General features: G+C 70.7%; 15 protein-coding genes. 10 read left to right on the top strand and 5 right to left on the bottom strand.

Translation table 11 applies throughout. The features are described from left to right. Window positions 1–28 precede the first annotated feature (28 nt). Window positions 29–889 (top strand): bifunctional DNA-formamidopyrimidine glycosylase/DNA-(apurinic or apyrimidinic site) lyase, encoded by an 861-nt coding sequence (gene mutM / locus M8J74_RS10975; RefSeq protein ID WP_058922948.1) that lies wholly within the window; start codon window positions 29–31, stop codon window positions 887–889. Here mutM and M8J74_RS10970 read toward each other — a convergent pair. Continuing rightward, entirely contained in the window at window positions 862–1,263 is a 402-nt protein-coding gene (locus M8J74_RS10970; protein ID WP_058922947.1) for a winged helix-turn-helix transcriptional regulator, read from the bottom strand. The two genes, mutM and M8J74_RS10970, sit on opposite strands and share 28 nt — an antisense overlap. Window positions 1,264–1,370: 107 nt before the next feature. Between M8J74_RS10970 and M8J74_RS10965 the strand changes: the two genes are divergently transcribed. After that, complete coding sequence (locus tag M8J74_RS10965) at window positions 1,371–1,952, top strand: flavodoxin family protein (RefSeq protein ID WP_249836187.1); 582 nt, start codon at window positions 1,371–1,373, stop codon at window positions 1,950–1,952. 107 nt (window positions 1,953–2,059) lie between these two features. On the opposite strand, the gene M8J74_RS10960 is transcribed toward M8J74_RS10965, so the two are convergent. Both M8J74_RS10960 and M8J74_RS10955 read right to left on the bottom strand, forming a co-directional pair. Continuing rightward, window positions 2,060–2,245, bottom strand: coding sequence for a hypothetical protein (locus M8J74_RS10960; protein WP_249836186.1), 186 nt, complete (start codon window positions 2,243–2,245; stop codon window positions 2,060–2,062). Between the two features lie 151 nt (window positions 2,246–2,396). Further along, window positions 2,397–3,602 carry a CAP domain-containing protein gene (locus M8J74_RS10955; protein ID WP_249836185.1) on the bottom strand — a complete coding sequence of 402 codons (1,206 nt, stop codon included), beginning with the start codon at window positions 3,600–3,602 and terminating at the stop codon, window positions 2,397–2,399. Window positions 3,603–3,770: 168 nt separating this feature from the next. Here M8J74_RS10955 and M8J74_RS10950 point away from each other — a divergent pair, with 168 nt between their 5' ends. The 4 genes from M8J74_RS10950 (at window position 3,771) to M8J74_RS10935 (ending at window position 10,038) form a co-directional block, all read left to right on the top strand. After that, entirely contained in the window at window positions 3,771–4,052 is a 282-nt protein-coding gene (locus M8J74_RS10950) for an acylphosphatase (protein WP_058922943.1), read from the top strand. A 382-nt stretch (window positions 4,053–4,434) separates the two neighbouring features. After that, window positions 4,435–4,638 carry a hypothetical protein gene (locus M8J74_RS10945; RefSeq protein WP_058922942.1) on the top strand — a complete coding sequence of 68 codons (204 nt, stop codon included), beginning with the start codon at window positions 4,435–4,437 and terminating at the stop codon, window positions 4,636–4,638. Window positions 4,639–4,839: 201 nt separating this feature from the next. Then, window positions 4,840–8,427: a chromosome segregation protein SMC gene (gene smc, locus M8J74_RS10940; protein ID WP_249836184.1), complete on the top strand. Its 3,588-nt coding sequence runs from the start codon at window positions 4,840–4,842 to the stop codon at window positions 8,425–8,427. A 285-nt stretch (window positions 8,428–8,712) separates the two neighbouring features. Beyond that, window positions 8,713–10,038 carry a sugar porter family MFS transporter gene (locus M8J74_RS10935; protein ID WP_239015605.1) on the top strand — a complete coding sequence of 442 codons (1,326 nt, stop codon included), beginning with the start codon at window positions 8,713–8,715 and terminating at the stop codon, window positions 10,036–10,038. Window positions 10,039–10,192: 154 nt separating this feature from the next. Here M8J74_RS10935 and M8J74_RS10930 read toward each other — a convergent pair whose 3' ends face one another. After that, window positions 10,193–11,164, bottom strand: coding sequence for an LLM class flavin-dependent oxidoreductase (locus tag M8J74_RS10930; protein WP_249836183.1), 972 nt, complete (start codon window positions 11,162–11,164; stop codon window positions 10,193–10,195). 175 nt (window positions 11,165–11,339) lie between these two features. Here M8J74_RS10930 and ftsY point away from each other — a divergent pair, with 175 nt between their 5' ends. After that, entirely contained in the window at window positions 11,340–12,542 is a 1,203-nt protein-coding gene (ftsY, locus tag M8J74_RS10925) for a signal recognition particle-docking protein FtsY (protein WP_249836182.1), read from the top strand. Window positions 12,543–12,647: 105 nt separating this feature from the next. Here ftsY and M8J74_RS10920 read toward each other — a convergent pair whose 3' ends face one another. Beyond that, entirely contained in the window at window positions 12,648–13,307 is a 660-nt protein-coding gene (locus M8J74_RS10920; protein WP_249836181.1) for a bifunctional DNA primase/polymerase, read from the bottom strand. A 446-nt stretch (window positions 13,308–13,753) separates the two neighbouring features. On the opposite strand from M8J74_RS10920, the gene nsdA reads away from it, so the two are divergent. From nsdA to M8J74_RS10905, 3 genes are all read left to right on the top strand, one after another. After that, window positions 13,754–15,238, top strand: a complete 1,485-nt coding sequence (gene nsdA, locus M8J74_RS10915) for a transcriptional repressor NsdA (RefSeq protein WP_249836180.1) — start codon at window positions 13,754–13,756, stop codon at window positions 15,236–15,238. 323 nt (window positions 15,239–15,561) lie between these two features. Further along, complete coding sequence (locus tag M8J74_RS10910) at window positions 15,562–16,902, top strand: ammonium transporter (RefSeq protein WP_249836179.1); 1,341 nt, start codon at window positions 15,562–15,564, stop codon at window positions 16,900–16,902. Further along, the gene (locus M8J74_RS10905) at window positions 16,899–17,237 is read left to right on the top strand and encodes a P-II family nitrogen regulator (RefSeq protein ID WP_054235369.1); all 339 of its coding nucleotides are present in this window, start codon (window positions 16,899–16,901) and stop codon (window positions 17,235–17,237) included. Before M8J74_RS10910 ends, M8J74_RS10905 begins: the two co-directional genes overlap by 4 nt. The last annotated feature ends 1 nt before the right edge of the window (window position 17,238 follow it).

Here is a 17,238-nt window from a genome sequence, read left to right as displayed (position 1 = left end):
CCGTTCACCGGTAGTCACGGGGGAGCGCATGCCCGAGTTGCCCGAGGTCGAGGTCGTCCGGCGGGGTCTGGAGCGGTGGGTCGCCCACCGTGTCGTCGCCGACGCCGAGGTGCTGCACCCGCGCGCCGTGCGCCGGCACATCGCCGGGGCGGACGACTTCGCGCACCGCCTCAAGGGCCATCGCGTCGGCGTCCCCAGCCGCCGCGGCAAGTACCTGTGGCTGCCCCTGGAGGACACCCACCAGTCGGTCCTGGCCCACCTCGGCATGAGCGGCCAGCTGCTGGTGCAGCCGGAGTCGGCCGCCGACGAGAAGCACCTGCGCATCCGCGTCCGCTTCGCCGACGAGCTGCGCACCGAACTCCGGTTCGTCGACCAGCGCACCTTCGGCGGACTGTCGTTGCACGACAACACCCCCGACGGGCTGCCCGACGTCATCGCGCACATCGCGCGCGACCCCCTCGACCCGCTGTTCGACGAGGACGCCTTCCACCAGGCCCTGCGCCGCAAGCGCACGACGATCAAACGGGCCCTGCTGGACCAGTCGTTGATCAGTGGAGTCGGCAACATCTACGCGGACGAGGCGCTTTGGCGCTCCCGCGTGCACTACGAACGCCCGACGGCCGGCTTCACGCGCCCGCGCACGGCCGAACTCGTGGGCCACATCAGGGACGTGATGAACGCGGCCCTCGCCGTCGGCGGCACCAGCTTCGACAGCCTCTACGTCAACGTCAACGGGCAGTCGGGCTACTTCGACCGGTCCCTCGACGCGTACGGCCGTGAGGGCCTGCCGTGCAAGCGGTGCGGTACGCCGATGCGCCGGCGGCCGTGGATGAACCGGTCCAGCTACTTCTGCCCGAAGTGTCAGAGGGCGCCGCGCGTCTCGTCGTAACGCGCCCGGGCGGCCAGGACCTCGTCCATGCGGCCCTCCACCAGGTGGATGAGGCCGAGCAGCCGCTCGGCGACGTCCCGGCCGAGGGGGGTCAGCTCGTAGTCCACGCGCGGCGGGTTCGTCGGCTGCGCCTCGCGGTGCACCAGCCCGTCCCGCTCCAGCGCGTGCAGCGTCTGGGACAGCATCTTCTCGCTCACGCCGTCGACGCGGCGGCGCAGCTCGTTGAAACGCAGCGACCCCTCGTGCAGGGCGCCCAGCGTGAGCGCGCCCCAGCGGCCCGTGACGTGCTCCAGCGTGCCGCGCGAGGGGCAGGCCTTGGCGAACACGTTGAAGGGGAGGTCCCGCGCCTCCGCGCGCTCCTGCGTGATGTCCATACCGCAAGCGTACTCGAAGGCAGCGCTAACCGGCAGGTTGCACTAACTGCTAGTTAGTGCTTTCCTTTCTTCATCGCTACTGACCTGCCGATCCAGGAGTTCACATCGTGACCACCCCTGTTGTCTCCATCGCCTACCACTCCGGCTACGGCCACACCGCCGTGCTCGCGGAGGCCGTCCGGGCCGGTGCCGCCGAAGCGGGTGCCGAGGTCCACCTGATCAACGTGGACGAGATCACCGACGAGCAGTGGGCGACGCTGGACCGCTCCGACGCGATCGTCTTCGGCTCGCCCACCTACATGGGCACCGCGTCGGGCGCCTTCCACGTTTTCGCCGAGGCGTCCTCGAAGCGCTGGTTCGGCCAGGACTGGAAGGACAAGCTGGCCGCCGGCTTCACCAACTCCGGCTCCAAGAGCGGCGACAAGCTGCACACCCTGCAGTTCTTCCAGATCCTCGCCGGGCAGCACGGCATGCACTGGGTCAACCTCGGCCTGCACCCCGGCTGGAACAACAGCGAGGGCAGCGAGCACGACCTCAACCGCCTCGGCGTCTTCGCCGGCGCGGCCGCCCAGACCAACGTCGACGAGGGCCCCGACGCCGTCCACAAGGCCGACATCCAGACCGCCGAACACCTCGGCCGCCGCGTGACGCAGACGGCCCGACAGTTCCTGCTGGGCCGCGCGGCCTGATCGCCCCTGCGGGCAACAGCGTCCCTGCGACTCAAGGTATCCAGGGCGGGCGCAGAGGAACGACGTTGGTGAGAGCCCCTGTTCGCAAGAACCAGCGCCCCGGTGCCTCAGTCGGACTCGCGTGCCCAGGCGTACGGCATCTGGTCCGTGGTGTCGATGACCCACGGCTCGGGGTAGCGGGCGTGGCATCCGGTGCACCGTGCGACGAACGTCCCGATCTCCGGGTTCGTCATGACGCTGTAGTGCGTCGAGGGCAGCGCCCGGACCAGGTAACCGTTGGCGGTCGTCTCCAAGGCAGGCCAACTCGACGAGCACGTACAAGGCGCTGCCTTGGCGAACGTCTCGTCCCCGGGCGCATGGTGCGTCGCCTTGAACGTGCTGTAGAGCTTCCTCAATCCCCGCACGGCGTCCTCGCACTACCGAGCCGTCTGAACCGCGGTCGGCTCAGTAGCCGAAGTCCTGCGTCCACCAAGGGCCGCCGGTGCCGAAGTGGACGCCGACTCCCAGGGTCTTGAAGTCGCAGTTCAGGATGTTGGCGCGGTGGCCGGGGCTGTTCATCCAGGCGTCCATCACGGCCGCCGCGTCCGCCTGGCCGCGGGCTATGTTCTCCCCGCCCAGGTTGGATATGCCGGCCTTCGCCGCCCGGTCCCACGGCGTGGCGCCGCTGGGGTCGGTGTGGTCGAAGAAGTCCTGGGCGGCCATGGCGTCGGAGAAGTTCTCCGCGAGGTCCGTGAGCGCGCTGTTGGCGGCGACCGGGCTGCACCCGACCTTGTTCCGCTCGACGTTGACCAGGCGCAGCACCTCCGCCTCGGCGGCGGCCTGCGTGGACACCGTCACCGCCGCGGAGGCGGCCGGCGCGGAGGTCTTCTCCTTCTTCGGCGGCGTGGTCGCCTTCGGCTTCTTGCTCGGGGTGGCCTTCGGCTTCTTCGTCGGCGCCTGGGTGGGCGCGGACGTGGAGGCGGACACGCTCGGCGCGGGGGAGGCCGCACGGCCGGCGCCGCGACTGGTGGAGGACCCCTCCTCACGGCTGCCGGCGTCGCCCGAGGCACCGCCCTGCTCGCTGGCCGAGTTGGTCGGCGAGCTCGCGGCCTGCACCTTGTCGCCGCCGGTGCCGCCGCCCAGCTTGTAGTTGTCGAGCCCGGGCATCGCGCCCGTGGCCACCGCGACCGTGCCGATGGCGACGGCTGCCGAGACGCCGAGCAACCCGGTCTTCACCGGCGTCGCGGCACGCTTCTTGCGCCGGCGCGCTCCGCCCCGGCGGGCGTCCTTGCCGGAGCCCGGCCCGTGCTCGGGGAAGACCGTGCGGTAGTCGTCCTCCGTGGCGAACAGGTAGGCCGCGCTGCGCGCCGAGGTCTCGGCGTACTCCTCGGTGTTCAGGTACGGCGCGGTGCCCATGGCGGGCGTGGAGCCCTCCGCGAACGACTCCCGCGCGTCGTGACCGTAAGGCGCCTCGTGACCGAACGCCGCGTCGTGGCCGAAGGGCGCGTCCTGGCCGAACGGCACGTCGTGACCGAACGGCTCGGGCGGGTCGTAGCTGTACGAGTACTGCTGGGGGTCGAAGCCGCTCGCGTACGAACCGTCCGTTCCCGTGACTGTCGTGGCGCGGCCCGTGGCGGCGCGGCCGGCGGCGGAGCGTCGGTGGCGTCCCATGTCCTGGCCTTCCTCGTCCTGGCGGTCGACACGTCCCCCCGGTCAACCATGATCACAAAACTCACACCTTCGAGTGAGTTTCGTGTGAGATTGCTTGGCAGGGGACGGTACCGCATGGCGCCAGGGGAGGAAGTGTCCGGAGGGACATTGGCCGGTTAGGTTGCACCCATGAGCGAGGATGTGCGACTGGTCGCCTGGGTGCGCGGACGGGTCCAAGGTGTGGGTTTCCGCTGGTTCACACGGGCCAAGGCCCTTGAGCTCGGTGGCCTGAGTGGTTTTGCTCTCAATTTGGGCGACGGACGGGTCCAGGTGGTCGCGGAGGGTGCGCGGGAGCGGTGCGAAGGACTCCTGGAGTGGCTCCAGGGTGACGACACGCCCGGCCGCGTGGAAGGCGTCACCGAGATCTGGGACACACCCCGCGGGGGCTACGACGGCTTCGCCATCCGCTGACCCGTCGGCACCGAGGTGGCCGCGCGGAAGCGGTGGAGGCCCCCTCCGGCGCCCGCCCCGAGCAGAAATTGCCTGGTGGTTGCCAAGAAGAGACTTGTTCTGGCAGGCTCCGCACGCAAGGATGATCGTCACGCCCCCACGGGCCCGCGGGAGTCGCATCGCCGCCGTTCCAGGCCGCGTGCCCCCGGATGCCCGCCAATACGGGGCGTGATCGTGTTGACCGTCAAACTTTTTGGTGAGACGCTGAAAGCACCCCGCGCACCTTCGCTGTTTGGCATGGATGAACAGCAGCACGAACTCAACAGTGTCAAGCACCGCGGGTGCGAATCCCTCACGACCCACACCGCTTCGGTCGGTCACTCAGTGTGGAGGACCATCCATCATGGCAAAGGCGCTTCTCGGTTACGTCGGCGGCTCCGACCCTCGACTCCTCGCCGAGATGCGACGGCTCCAGCAGCGCGTCCAGGACCTGGAATCCGAGCTCGTACGTATCCAGGCCGAGAACGACGCCCTGACGGCTGCCGCTTCTCACGACAGGATCATGGAGAGCATCGACGCACACCAGGCGGAGCCTGCGCTCACCTGATCACTGCATCACACCATGACAGCAGGGGTTGGGCCGCCCGTCTCAACCGCTGAGTCAGATGTGCAAGGGACGCTTCGGCGTCCCTTCTTTCTTTCCCCCGCACCCTTTCACTCTCTTTAACGTTTGGTGTGCCCTGCACGTTCAAGGGTGAAACCGCGGGTTCATGGAGTGAGACACGGGCGGAAGGTAGAGTCCGGCGGCGTGCACCTCAAGGCCCTGACCCTCCGAGGGTTCAAGTCGTTCGCCTCGGCGACCACGCTCCGGTTCGAGCCGGGCATCACATGTGTCGTGGGTCCGAACGGCTCGGGCAAGTCCAACGTGGTCGACGCCCTCAGCTGGGTGATGGGCGAGCAGGGCGCCAAGTCGCTGCGCGGCGGCAAGATGGAGGACGTCATCTTCGCCGGCACCACCGGCCGCCCGCCGCTGGGCCGCGCCGAGGTGTCCCTGACCATCGACAACTCCGACGGCGCCCTGCCCATCGAGTACGCCGAGGTCACCATCACGCGGATCATGTTCCGCAACGGCGGCAGCGAGTACCAGATCAACGGCGACACCTGCCGCCTGCTGGACATCCAGGAACTGCTCTCCGACTCCGGCATCGGCCGCGAGATGCACGTCATCGTCGGCCAGGGCCAGCTCGACTCCGTCCTGCACGCCGACCCGATGGGCCGCCGCGCCTTCATCGAGGAGGCGGCCGGCGTCCTCAAGCACCGCAAGCGCAAGGAGAAGGCCCTGCGCAAGCTGGACGCGATGCAGGCCAACCTCGCGCGCGTGCAGGACCTGACCGACGAACTCCGCCGCCAGCTCAAGCCCCTGGGCCGCCAGGCCGCCGTAGCCCGCCGGGCCGCCGTCATCCAGGCCGACCTCCGCGACGCCCGGCTGCGCCTGCTCGCCGACGATCTCGTACGACTGCGCCAGGCGCTGCAGACCGAGGTCGCGGACGAGGCCGCGCTGAAGGAACGCAAGGAGGCCGCCGAGCAGGAGCTCAGGAAGGCCCTCCAGCGCGAGGGGCTGCTGGAGGACGAGGTACGGCAGCTCACCCCCCGCCTGCAGCGGGCCCAGCAGACCTGGTACGAACTCTCCCAGCTCGCCGAACGCGTCCGCGGCACGATCTCGCTGGCCGACGCGCGCGTGAAGAGCGCGACCTCGGCGCCGCCGGAGGAGCGGCGCGGACGCGACCCCGAGGACATGGAACGCGAGGCGGCCCGCATCCGGGAGCAGGAGGCCGAGCTGGAGGCCGCCCTGGAGGCGGCCGAGCGCGCCCTGGAGGACACGGTCGCGCACCGCGCCGACCTGGAGCGCGAACTCGCGCAGGAGGAACGGCGCCTGAAGGACGTCGCCCGCGCCATCGCCGACCGCCGCGAGGGCCTCGCCCGGCTCGGCGGCCAGGTCAACGCGGCCCGGTCGCGCGCCGCCTCCGCCCAGGCCGAGATCGACCGCCTGGCCGCGGCGAGGGACGAGGCCCAGGAGCGGGCCGTCGCCGCGCAGGAGGAGTACGAGGCCCTCAAGGCCGAGGTCGACGAACTCGACGCCGGCGACACGGAACTGGCCGAGCGGCACGAGGCGGCGAAGGCCGCGCTGGCCGAGGCGGAGGCCCAGCTGAGCGCCGCCCGCGAGGCGGCCACGGCGGCGGAACGCAAGCGCGCGGCGACCCAGGCCCGCCACGAGGCGCTCGCGATGGGCCTGCGCCGCAAGGACGGCACGGGCGCGCTGCTGGGAGCGAAGGACCGTCTCTCCGGCCTGCTGGGCCCCGCGGCGGAGCTGCTGACGGTCACACCGGGGTACGAGGTGGCACTGGCGGCGGCGTTCGGCGCCGCGGCGGACGCCCTGGCGGTCACCTCCCCCGCGGCGGCGGCGGACGCGATCCGCCTGCTGCGCAAACAGGACGGCGGACGGGCGGCATTCCTCTTGGCAGGGGCCGGCGAAGACGCGCCCCCAAGGGGCGCGGGGAACTGCGCGACCAGCCACGACGGACCCGAGGACGCCACACACACGCATGCCGCAGATCTGGTCCGCGCACCCTCCGACCTCCTGCCCGCCGTCCGCCGCCTCCTTCACGGCATCGTGATCGTCGCCACCCTCGAAGACGCCCAGGACCTCGTCTACGCCCACCCCCACCTCACCGCCGTCACCGCCGAAGGCGACCTCCTCGGCGCCCACTTCGCCCACGGCGGCTCCGCGGGCGCCCCGAGCCTGCTCGAAGTACAGGCGTCCGTCGACGAGGCCGCCGCCGAACTCGAAGAGCTGGCCGTCCGCTGCGAGGAGCTGACCGAGGCCCAGCACGCGGCACAGGAGCGCCGCGGGGCGTGCACCACCCTCGTCGAGGAACTCGGCGAGCGCCGCCGTGCCGCCGACCGGGAGAAGTCGGCCGTGGCCCAGCAGCTCGGCCGCCTCGCCGGGCAGGCCAGGGGAGCCGCGGGGGAGGCCGAACGCTCCGTCGCGGCGGCGGCCCGCGCCCAGGAGGCCCTCGACAAGGCCCTCCAGGAGGTCGAGGAACTCGCCGAGCGCCTCGCCGTCGCCGAGGAGATGCCGGTCGAGGAGGAGCCCGACACCTCCGTCCGCGACCGTCTCGCCGCCGACGGCGCCAACGCCCGCCAGACCGAGATGGAGGCCCGCCTCCAGGTCCGTACGCACGAAGAGCGGGTGAAGGGCCTGGCCGGACGGGCCGACTCCCTCGACCGGGCCGCCCGCGCGGAGCGCGACGCACGCGCGCGTGCCGAGCAGCGGCGGGCCCGGCTGCGGCACGAGGCGGCCGTCGCCGAGGCCGTCGCCTCCGGCACGCGCCAGCTCCTCGCGCACGTCGAGGTGTCCCTGCGCCGCGCCGAGGAGGAGCGCGCGGCCGCCGAGGCCGCCAAGGCCCGCCGGGAACAGGAGCTGGCCGCCGCCCGCACCGCCGGCCGCGACCTCAAGGCCGAGCTGGACAAGCTCACCGACTCCGTGCACCGCGGCGAGGTCCTCGGCGCCGAGAAGCGGATGCGGATCGAGCAGCTGGAGACCAAGGCGCTGGAGGAGCTGGGCGTGGAGCCGGCCGGGCTCGTCTCGGAGTACGGCCCCCACCAGCTCGTACCGCCCTCGCCGCCCGCCGAGGGCGAGGAACTGCCCGAGGACCCCGAGCACCCGCGCAACCGGCCGAAGCCCTTCCACCGGGCCGAGCAGGAGCGGCGGCTCAAGGCGGCCGAGCGCGCCTACCAGCAGCTCGGCAAGGTCAATCCGCTCGCCCTGGAGGAGTTCGCCGCGCTGGAGGAGCGCCACAAGTTCCTCAGCGAGCAGCTGGAGGACCTGAAGAAGACCCGCGCCGACCTGCTGCAGGTGGTCAAGGAGGTCGACGAGCGCGTCGAGCAGGTCTTCACCGAGGCCTACCGGGACACCGCCCGGGAGTTCGAGGGCGTCTTCAGCCGGCTCTTCCCCGGTGGCGAGGGCCGGCTCATCCTGACCGACCCGGACAACATGCTCACCACGGGCGTCGACGTGGAGGCGCGTCCGCCGGGCAAGAAGGTCAAGCGGCTGAGCCTGCTGTCCGGTGGCGAGCGCTCGCTCACCGCCGTAGCGTTGCTGGTGTCGATCTTCAAGGCCCGGCCGAGCCCGTTCTACGTGATGGACGAGGTCGAGGCGGCGCTCGACGACACCAACCTGCAGCGGCTGATCCGGATCATGCAGGAGCTGCAGGAGGCGTCCCAGCTCATCGTGATCACCCACCAGAAGCGCACGATGGAGGTCGCCGACGCGCTGTACGGCGTCTCGATGCAGGGCGACGGTGTGTCGAAGGTCATCAGCCAGCGTCTGCGCTGAGCACAGCCCCCACCACATCTCTTCAATACTTGAACACTTACCCGTTACCCCTGCGCTAAAAACTCACACGTGGGCCCTCTTGACTTCGAAACTTGAAGGCATAGTCTCGGCAATGTCGTTTTTACCTTCAGGTAGCACCAACCTGGAAGGGTCCCCCACCCGGCAGCGTTGCCGGTGGCCCGAGGAGTTGAACGCGTGACCACAGCGCAGACCCAGAAGTCCGGAGCCGGGACGGCTCATCCCGATCATCTCGGGCATGTCATCTTCATCGCGGCGGCGGCCGCGATGGGCGGTTTCCTCTTCGGCTACGACAGCTCCGTGATCAACGGCGCCGTCGAGGCCATCCGGGACCGTTACGACATCGGCTCCGCGGCGCTCGCGCAGGTCATCGCCATCGCCCTGATCGGCTGCGCGGTCGGTGCCGCGACCGCCGGGCGGATAGCGGACCGCATCGGCCGCATCCGGGTCATGCAGATCGCCGCGGTGCTGTTCACCGTCAGCGCCGTCGGCTCGGCGCTGCCGTTCGCGCTGTGGGACTTCGCCCTGTGGCGCGTGGTCGGCGGCTTCGCCATCGGCATGGCCTCGGTCATCGGCCCCGCCTACATCGCCGAGGTCGCCCCGCCGGCCTACCGCGGCCGGCTCGGCTCCTTCCAGCAGGCGGCGATCGTCATCGGCATCGCCATCTCGCAGCTGGTCAACTGGGGTCTGCTCAACGCCGCCGACGGCGACCAGCGCGGCAAGCTGATGGGCCTCGAGGCCTGGCAGGTCATGCTCGGCGTCATGGTCGTCCCGGCCGTCCTGTACGGCCTGCTCTCCCTGGCCATCCCCGAGTCCCCCCGCTTCCTCATCTCCGTCGGCAAGCGCGAGAAGGCCCGCGAGATCCTCGCCGAGGTCGAGGGCGAGAACATCGACCTGCACGCCCGGGTCGCCGAGATCGAGCACGCCATGAAGAGCGAGCACAAGTCCACCTTCAAGGACCTGCTCGGCGGCGGCTTCTTCTTCAAGCCGATCGTCTGGATCGGCATCGGCCTGTCGGTCTTCCAGCAGTTCGTCGGCATCAACGTCGCGTTCTACTACTCCTCCACGCTGTGGCAGTCGGTCGGCGTCGACCCGACGGACTCGTTCCTCTACTCCTTCACCACCTCGATCATCAACATCATCGGCACCGTCATCGCGATGATCTTCGTGGACCGCGTCGGCCGCCGCCCGCTCGCCATCGTCGGCTCCATCGGCATGGTGATCGGACTGGCGCTGGAGGCCTGGGCGTTCTCCTTCGACCTGGTCGACGGCAAGCTGCCCGCCGCGCAGGGCTGGACGGCCCTGATCGCCGCCCACGTCTTCGTCCTCTTCTTCGCCCTGTCCTGGGGCGTGGTCGTCTGGGTCATGCTCGGCGAGATGTTCCCCAACAAGATCCGCGCCGCCGCACTGGGCGTGGCCGCCTCCGCGCAGTGGATCGCCAACTGGGCCATCACCGCGAGCTTCCCGTCGCTGTCCGACTGGAACCTGTCCGCGACCTACGTGATCTACACCGTCTTCGCCGCCCTCTCCATCCCCTTCGTGCTGAAGTTCGTCAAGGAGACCAAGGGCAAGACGCTGGAGGAGATGGGCTGACCGCCCCCACCCACTCGGGGGGAAGGGCCCAATCCCCGCTGCCCCTCTCCTCGTATCGTCGCCGCCCCCGTCCGGACTCACCGTCCCGACGGGGGCGGCGGTGCGTGAGGCCACCGGATGCCGCCCGGCCCGGGCTCACACGGTGCCGCCCGCCTCAGCCCTCCAGCCCCGGCAGCACCCGCTCCGCGAACAGCCGCAGGCTGCGCCACCCCTCCTCCAGCGGCATCCCGCCCACCAGGGGATGCAGGACGAGGTTGTCGAACCCCTGCTCCCGGCACTCCTGCGGCGTCAGGATCCGGTACACGCCCTCCGCGCGCAGCTCGTCCACCGTCGTCGCCGCCGACTTCACCGCCGAGCGGATGTCCCCGGACTGCCAGGAGGCGTACGTCCGTGCCTCGTGCAGGAAGTGCTCGCCGTAGGTGCCCCACGCCCGGTCCGGGTCCTCGGCGATGTGCAGCAGCGGGGTCTCGGCGGTCGGCATCATGGTCCAGCCCTCGGTGCCGTACTCCACGAGCCGTTCCTTGTAGTACGCCTCCAGCTCGGGCAGGTGGGCGCTGGGGAAGAAGGGCAGGCCCAGACGGGCGGCCCGGCGGGCGGCGGCCTTGGAGGAGCCCCCGACCAGCAGCAGGGGGTGCGGCTCGGTGAAGGGGCGCGGGGTGACCCGTACCGTACGGCCCCGGTACTCGAACTCCTCGCCGGTCCACGCCTTCAGCAGCGTCTCCAGCAGTTCGTCCTGGAGCTTTCCGCGGCGCTTCCAGTCGACGTCGAACAGCGCGTACTCCTCGGGCCGGTAGCCGATCCCGGCGACCGTGACCAGCCGTCCGCCGCTCAGCAGGTCCAGTACGGCCATCTCCTCGGCCATCCGGAGCGGGTCGTGCAGCGGGCCGATCACCGCCGAGACGGTCACCGCGATCCGGCTGGTCGCCCCGAACACGGCGGCCGCGAAGGCGAACGGCGACGGCAGCCAGTTGTTCGCGACGCCGTGGTGCTCCTCCGTCTGCACGGTGGTGATCCCGTGCCGGTCGGCGTACGCCGCCATCTCCAGGGCGGCCCGGTAGCGGGCGCCCAGGTCGGCGGGGGTGGCGCCGGGCGCGACGAGGTTGAAGCGTACGACCGTGACGGGCATGGGGGTCCCCTTCGCCGGGCGGATGTGCGGGGGACGGTAGCTGACGCAGCGTCAGATCGCCATGGGTGCGGAGGCCGCGGCCGTCCCGGGCGGGCGGCCCTTTGGAGGAACCCACGAGACCGGCGCGCCCTCCGCACTGGGCCCGGCCAGGGCCATGGCCGATACTGGACGGGTTATGGAAACCGTCATCCTTGCTGTAGTCATCGCCGTGGTCGTGCTCGGCGCGCTCGGCGGGCTCGTCGTCGGCAGCCGGCGCAAGAAGTCGCTGCCCCCGCCACCGCCCGCCGCGCCCGACATCACCGCCCCGCCCGCCGAGCCGCACGTCGGCGACGAGGCCGAGACGCCGCGCGACGAACCGCGCCGGACGATAGAGGAGGTGGATCTACCCGACGGCTCCGCGCCGGTCGTCGTCGAGGAGCCGCCGGCTCTGGAAGTCCCCGAGATCGAGGTGCCCGAGCCGACCGCCGGCCGGCTCGTCCGCCTCCGTGCCCGACTCTCCCGCTCCCAGAACGCGCTCGGCAAGGGCCTGCTCACGCTCCTGTCGCGCGAGCACCTGGACGAGGACACCTGGGAGGAGGTCGAGGACATCCTGCTCACCGCCGACGTCGGTGTGCAGCCCACCCAGGAGCTGGTCGAGGGCCTGCGCGAGCGCGTGAAGGTGCTCGGCACCCGCACCCCCGCGGAACTGCGCGGGCTGCTGCGCGCGGAGCTGCTGAAGCTGGTCGGCCCCGACATGGACCGCGTGGTGAAGACCGAACCGGAGACCAGCAAGCCCGGCATCGTGATGGTCGTCGGCGTCAACGGCACCGGCAAGACCACCACCACCGGCAAGCTCGCCCGCGTCCTGGTGGCCGACGGGCGCTCCGTCGTGCTCGGCGCCGCCGACACCTTCCGTGCCGCCGCCGCCGACCAGCTGCAGACCTGGGGCGAGCGGGTCGGCGCCTACACCGTGCGCGGGCCCGAGGGCGGCGACCCCGCCTCCGTGGCCTTCGACGCGGTGAAGGAGGGCAAGGAGATGGGCTCGGACGTCGTGCTCATCGACACCGCCGGCCGCCTGCACACCAAGACCGGCCTCATGGACGAGCTCGGCAAGGTCAAGCGGGTCGTGGAGAAGCACGCGCCGCTCGACGAGGTGCTGCTCGTGCTCGACGCGACCACCGGACAGAACGGTCTCGTCCAGGCGCGCGTGTTCGCCGAGGTCGTCGACATCACCGGCATCGTCCTGACCAAGCTGGACGGCACGGCCAAGGGCGGCATCGTGATCGCCGTGCAGCGCGAGCTGGGCGTGCCCGTCAAGCTGATCGGACTGGGCGAGGGCGCCGACGATCTGGCGCCGTTCGAGCCGGAGGCGTTCGTCGACGCCCTGATCGGGGAGTGACCCCACCACCTGCCGAGTCCGGTACGTGGACAGAGAAGCGCCCGTCTCCCGAGGTGCGGTCCGGGAGACGGGCGCTTCGGCGTGTGCGGACCCGAGAGGGTGCGGCTACGCCCGTGACCGGTGTGCCACGTAGGCCAGCGTGCCCAGCAGCAGCCGGGCCGCCGGTGGCCTGGTCGCCGAGTCCAGGGCCGGGGGCCGCAGCCAGCGCACCGGACCCAGTCCGCCCCGGTCCGACGGCGGGGCCGTGATGAACGCGCCGGGGCCGAGGCCGCGCAGATCGAGGGCGCTGGGGTCGTCCCAGCCCATGCGGTAGAGCAGGTCGGTGAGTTCGGCGGCGGCACCGGGCGCGACGAAGAACTGCGCGCGGCCGTCGGGGGTGGCGGTGACCGGACCGAGGGGGAGACCCATCCGCTCCAGGCGGACCAGGGCGTTGCGGCCGGCGGCCTCGGCGACCTCGATGACGTCGAACGCCCGGCCTACGGGGAGCATCACCGCCGCACCGGGGAACTCGCCCCAGGTCTTGGTGACCTCGTCGAGGGTGGCGCCGGCCGGGACCAGGGGCGCGAACTCGAGCGGGTGCGCCCCCGGCGCGCCACAGTCCGCCCGGCCGCAGGAGCAGGCGCCCGCGGCGGCCCGTGCTCCCGCCACGACGTCCCAGCCCCACAGTCCGGTGAACTCGGCGACCGCGGTGGTGCACTCCGAGGAACGACCGCGCCTGCGCGTGCCGGAGCGGATGTCCCGGATGCCGCCGATCGTGAAGCCCATGCCCCCTCCAACGTGTCCGACGCGTCGGTGGTTACGACACGGATGCGGAACGTGACCCTGCGTGTTCCGGGTCACCGGATCCGCTGGGTCCAGGCGGCGCTCCGAAGTGCCCCGGGTGGTGAACTCGGCGGTGCGCGCCCCTGAGTGCATCGCTCCGCCTACTCCCGGCCGTCCTATGTCAAGTGAATCGCGTGAAGGCCACCGTGAGTTCATTCGAAGGGGTGGCGAATGGTGGCGTTTCCGGGTTCGCCGTGGCCGGACGCGTGATCGTAGGATTACTTTGAGTGTGCGAGGCCTGGGGGCACATGCGCTCGTGGGTATGCCGGAGGCAAGTCGGCTTTCCGTTCGAAGGGTGAGAACCGGCGGACGCGAGGCCCTATTTACCGGCATTCTGATAGGGCTTGGCGCACTCAGCGACAAGTGGTCTCAGGGATGGGGGCGTTCCAGTGAGCGGCAACGGCGGAAGCGGGACAACCGCGACCAGCACGGACAAGCGCCCGAACGAGCTGCTCACGTCCTGGTTCGTGCGCAGCGGCTGGTCGAAGGGTGAGCTCGCCCGCCAAGTCAACCGCCGGGCGCGCCAGTTGGGCGCCAACCACATCTCCACCGACACCTCCCGGGTGCGCCGCTGGCTGGACGGCGAGAACCCCCGCGAGCCCATCCCCAGGATCCTGTCCGACCTGTTCTCCGAGCGTTTCGGCTGCGTGGTCTCCGTCGAGGACCTGGGGCTGCGCGCCGCACGCCAGTCGCCCTCGGCGACCGGCGTCGACCTGCCCTGGACGGGCCCTCAGACGGTCGCCCTGCTCAGCGAGTTCTCGCGCAGCGACCTCATGCTGGCACGGCGCGGCTTCCTCGGGACCTCGCTGGTGCTGTCCGCGGGCCCGTCCCTCATCGAGCCGATGCAGCGCTGGCTGGTGCCCGGCCCGCAGGCCGCGCCGCCGGAGGCCGAGCAGTCCGCGGCGAGCCGCCGCCCCGGCCGGCTGTCCAAGCCCGAGCTGGACCTCCTGGAGTCCACCACGGTGATGTTCCGCCAGTGGGACGCCCAGTGCGGCGGCGGCCTGCGCCGCAAGGCGGTCGTCGGCCAGCTGCACGAGGTCACCGACCTCCTCCAGGAGCCCCAGCCCGAGAGCACCACCCGCCGGCTGTTCAAGGTCGCCGCGGAACTGGCGGAGCTCGCGGGCTGGATGTCGTACGACGTCGGACTGCAGCCCACCGCGCAGAAGTACTTCGTCCTCGCCCTGCACGCCGCCAAGGAGGCCGGCGACCGGCCGCTCGGCTCGTACATCCTCTCCAGCATGAGCCGCCAGATGATCCACCTCGGCCGGCCCGACGACGCCCTGGAACTGATCCACCTCGCGCAGTACGGCAGCCGGGACTGCGCGAGTCCGCGCACCCAGTCGATGCTGTATGCGATGGAGGCCCGCGCCTACGCCAACATGGGGCAGCCCGGCAAGTGCAAGCGGGCGGTGCGGATGGCCGAGGACACCTTCGGCGAGGTCGACGAATGGGACGAGCCGGACCCGGACTGGATCCGCTTCTTCTCCGAGGCCGAGCTGTATGGCGAGAACAGCCACTCCTTCCGCGACCTCGCCTATGTCGCCGGCCGCAGCCCCACGTACGCGTCGCTGTCCGAGCCCCTCATGCAGCGGGCCGTCGAGCTGTTCGCCGAGGACTCCGAGCACCAGCGGTCGTACGCGCTCAACCTGATCGGCATGGCCACCGTGCACCTGCTGCGGCGCGAGCCCGCGCAGAGCGCCGTGCTGGCCGGGCAGGCCATGCACATCGCCAAGAAGGTCCGCTCCGAGCGCGTCAACACCCGTATCCGAAAGACCGTCGACACGGCTGTACGCGACTTCGGTGACCTCGCCGAGGTCGTCGATCTCACGGAGAAGCTCTCCATCGAGCTTCCCGAGACCGCCGAAGCGGTCTGACATCCCCTGAACCCCGGCCGCGGCCGGCCCTCCCGAACTGCCCGACTCGGCTCCCCCGTGCCAGGTCATCGGAAGGCCCGCCGCGGCCGGTTTTCGTCTTCCTCGAAGGTTGCGCCACGATAACGATCGCGCAGCCGGGCATCTCGCGATTCATCGATCCGTAACACGCAGGGCGCCTTCGTCACTCCGGTGAAACAACCAGGGGCTTCCACGGAAACCGCGCTGCGCCAATCTCATGGCGCATAACCGGCCCACCCCTCACGACCGGACCGCTCACACGCTCCGACCCGCACGGGGCCGTACCAACCGACGAGGAGACGCCGATGGCATCAGCCGCCATCACGCTTGCCGCGGAGGCACCCAAGCTGTCCTCCGCGAACACGGGCTTCATGCTCATCGCATCCGCGCTCGTGCTGATCATGACCCCCGGTCTTGCCTTCTTCTACGGAGGCATGGTCCGCGTCAAGAGCACCCTGAACATGCTGATGATGAGCTTCATCAGCATGGGTGTCGTGACCATCCTGTGGGTGCTCTACGGCTTCTCGATGAGCTTCGGCACCGACCACGGCTCACTGATCGGCTGGACCGGCGACTTCGTCGGCTGGGCCGGCATCGACAAGATGGACCTCTGGCCGGGCTACACCATCCCGACGTTCGTCTTCGCCGTCTTCCAGATGATGTTCGCGATCATCACGCCCGCCCTGATAAGCGGCGCGCTCGCGGACCGGGTGAAGTTCAGCGCCTGGACCCTCTTCCTCGTCCTGTGGGCCACGATCGTGTACTTCCCGGTCGCGCACTGGGTCTGGGGCACCGGCGGCTGGGCCTTCGAGCTCGGTGTGATCGACTTCGCCGGTGGTACCGCGGTCCACATCAACGCCGGTGCCGCGGCGCTCGGCGTCATCCTCGTCATCGGCAAGCGCGTCGGCTTCAAGAAGGACCCGATGCGCCCGCACAGCCTGCCGCTGGTCATGCTCGGCGCCGGTCTGCTGTGGTTCGGCTGGTTCGGCTTCAACGCCGGCTCCTGGCTCGGCAACGACGACGGCGTCGGCCCGCTGATGTTCGTCAACACCCAGATCGCCACCGGCGCCGCCATGCTCGCCTGGCTCGCCTACGAGAAGATCCGCCACGGCGCGTTCACCACGCTGGGCGCCGCCTCCGGCGCGGTCGCGGGCCTCGTCGCCATCACCCCCTCGGGTGGTGCCGTCTCCCCGCTCGGCGCGATCGCCGTCGGCGCGATCGCCGGTGTGCTGTGCGCCGCGGCCGTGGGCCTGAAGTTCAAGTTCGGCTACGACGACTCGCTCGACGTCGTCGGTGTCCACATGGTCGGCGGTATCGCGGGCTCGCTGCTGATCGGCCTGTTCGCCAGCGGCAAGGGCCAGTCCGACGTCAAGGGCCTGTTCTACGGCGGCGGCATGCACCAGTTCTGGATCCAGTGCGCCGGTGTCTTCGGTGTCCTCGCCTACTCGCTGATCGCCTCCGCGATCCTCGCCTTCCTCCTCGACAAGACCATCGGCATGCGGGTCAGTGAGGACGAGGAGGTCTCCGGCATCGACCAGGCCGAGCACGCCGAGACCGCATACGACTTCAGCGGCGCCGGCGGCGGCGCGGTCAAGAGCACGGTTCCGGCCGGTGTCGGTGCCGCGAGCAAGAAGGTGGACGCATGAAGCTCATCACCGCCGTCGTCAAGCCCCACCGGCTCGACGAGATCAAGGAGGCCCTCCAGGCCTTCGGAGTCCACGGCCTGACGGTCACCGAGGCGAGCGGCTACGGTCGTCAGCGGGGCCACACCGAGGTCTACCGCGGTGCCGAGTACACCGTCGACCTCGTGCCCAAGATCCGTATCGAGGTCCTCGCCGAGGACGACGACGCCGAGCAGCTGATCGACGTGGTCGTCAAGGCGGCCCGGACCGGCAAGATCGGTGACGGCAAGGTCTGGTCGATCCCGGTCGAGACGGCCGTCCGGGTCCGGACCGGCGAGCGCGGCCCCGACGCGCTCTGAC

Origin of the sequence: Streptomyces panaciradicis, assembly GCF_023516615.1 — a bacterium.
In the GTDB taxonomy this organism is placed as follows: domain Bacteria; phylum Actinomycetota; class Actinomycetes; order Streptomycetales; family Streptomycetaceae; genus Streptomyces; species Streptomyces panaciradicis.
Note: the sequence above shows the minus strand (reverse complement) of the source record. Positions and strands in the feature narration are given on the sequence as shown.

What these genes read in the sequence shown, in the direction of transcription:
- mutM (WP_058922948.1), top strand. Translation starts at nt 29, where the DNA reads ATGCCCGAGTTGCCCGAGGTCGAGGTCGTCCGGCGGGGTCTGGAGCGG.
- M8J74_RS10970 (WP_058922947.1), bottom strand. Translation starts at nt 1,263, where the DNA reads ATGGACATCACGCAGGAGCGCGCGGAGGCGCGGGACCTCCCCTTCAAC.
- M8J74_RS10955 (WP_249836185.1), bottom strand. Translation starts at nt 3,602, where the DNA reads ATGGGACGCCACCGACGCTCCGCCGCCGGCCGCGCCGCCACGGGCCGC.
- M8J74_RS10950 (WP_058922943.1), top strand. Translation starts at nt 3,771, where the DNA reads ATGAGCGAGGATGTGCGACTGGTCGCCTGGGTGCGCGGACGGGTCCAA.
- M8J74_RS10945 (WP_058922942.1), top strand. Translation starts at nt 4,435, where the DNA reads ATGGCAAAGGCGCTTCTCGGTTACGTCGGCGGCTCCGACCCTCGACTC.
- M8J74_RS10935 (WP_239015605.1), top strand. Translation starts at nt 8,713, where the DNA reads ATGGGCGGTTTCCTCTTCGGCTACGACAGCTCCGTGATCAACGGCGCC.
- M8J74_RS10930 (WP_249836183.1), bottom strand. Translation starts at nt 11,164, where the DNA reads ATGCCCGTCACGGTCGTACGCTTCAACCTCGTCGCGCCCGGCGCCACC.
- ftsY (WP_249836182.1), top strand. Translation starts at nt 11,340, where the DNA reads ATGGAAACCGTCATCCTTGCTGTAGTCATCGCCGTGGTCGTGCTCGGC.
- M8J74_RS10920 (WP_249836181.1), bottom strand. Translation starts at nt 13,307, where the DNA reads ATGGGCTTCACGATCGGCGGCATCCGGGACATCCGCTCCGGCACGCGC.
- M8J74_RS10910 (WP_249836179.1), top strand. Translation starts at nt 15,562, where the DNA reads ATGGCATCAGCCGCCATCACGCTTGCCGCGGAGGCACCCAAGCTGTCC.
- M8J74_RS10905 (WP_054235369.1), top strand. Translation starts at nt 16,899, where the DNA reads ATGAAGCTCATCACCGCCGTCGTCAAGCCCCACCGGCTCGACGAGATC.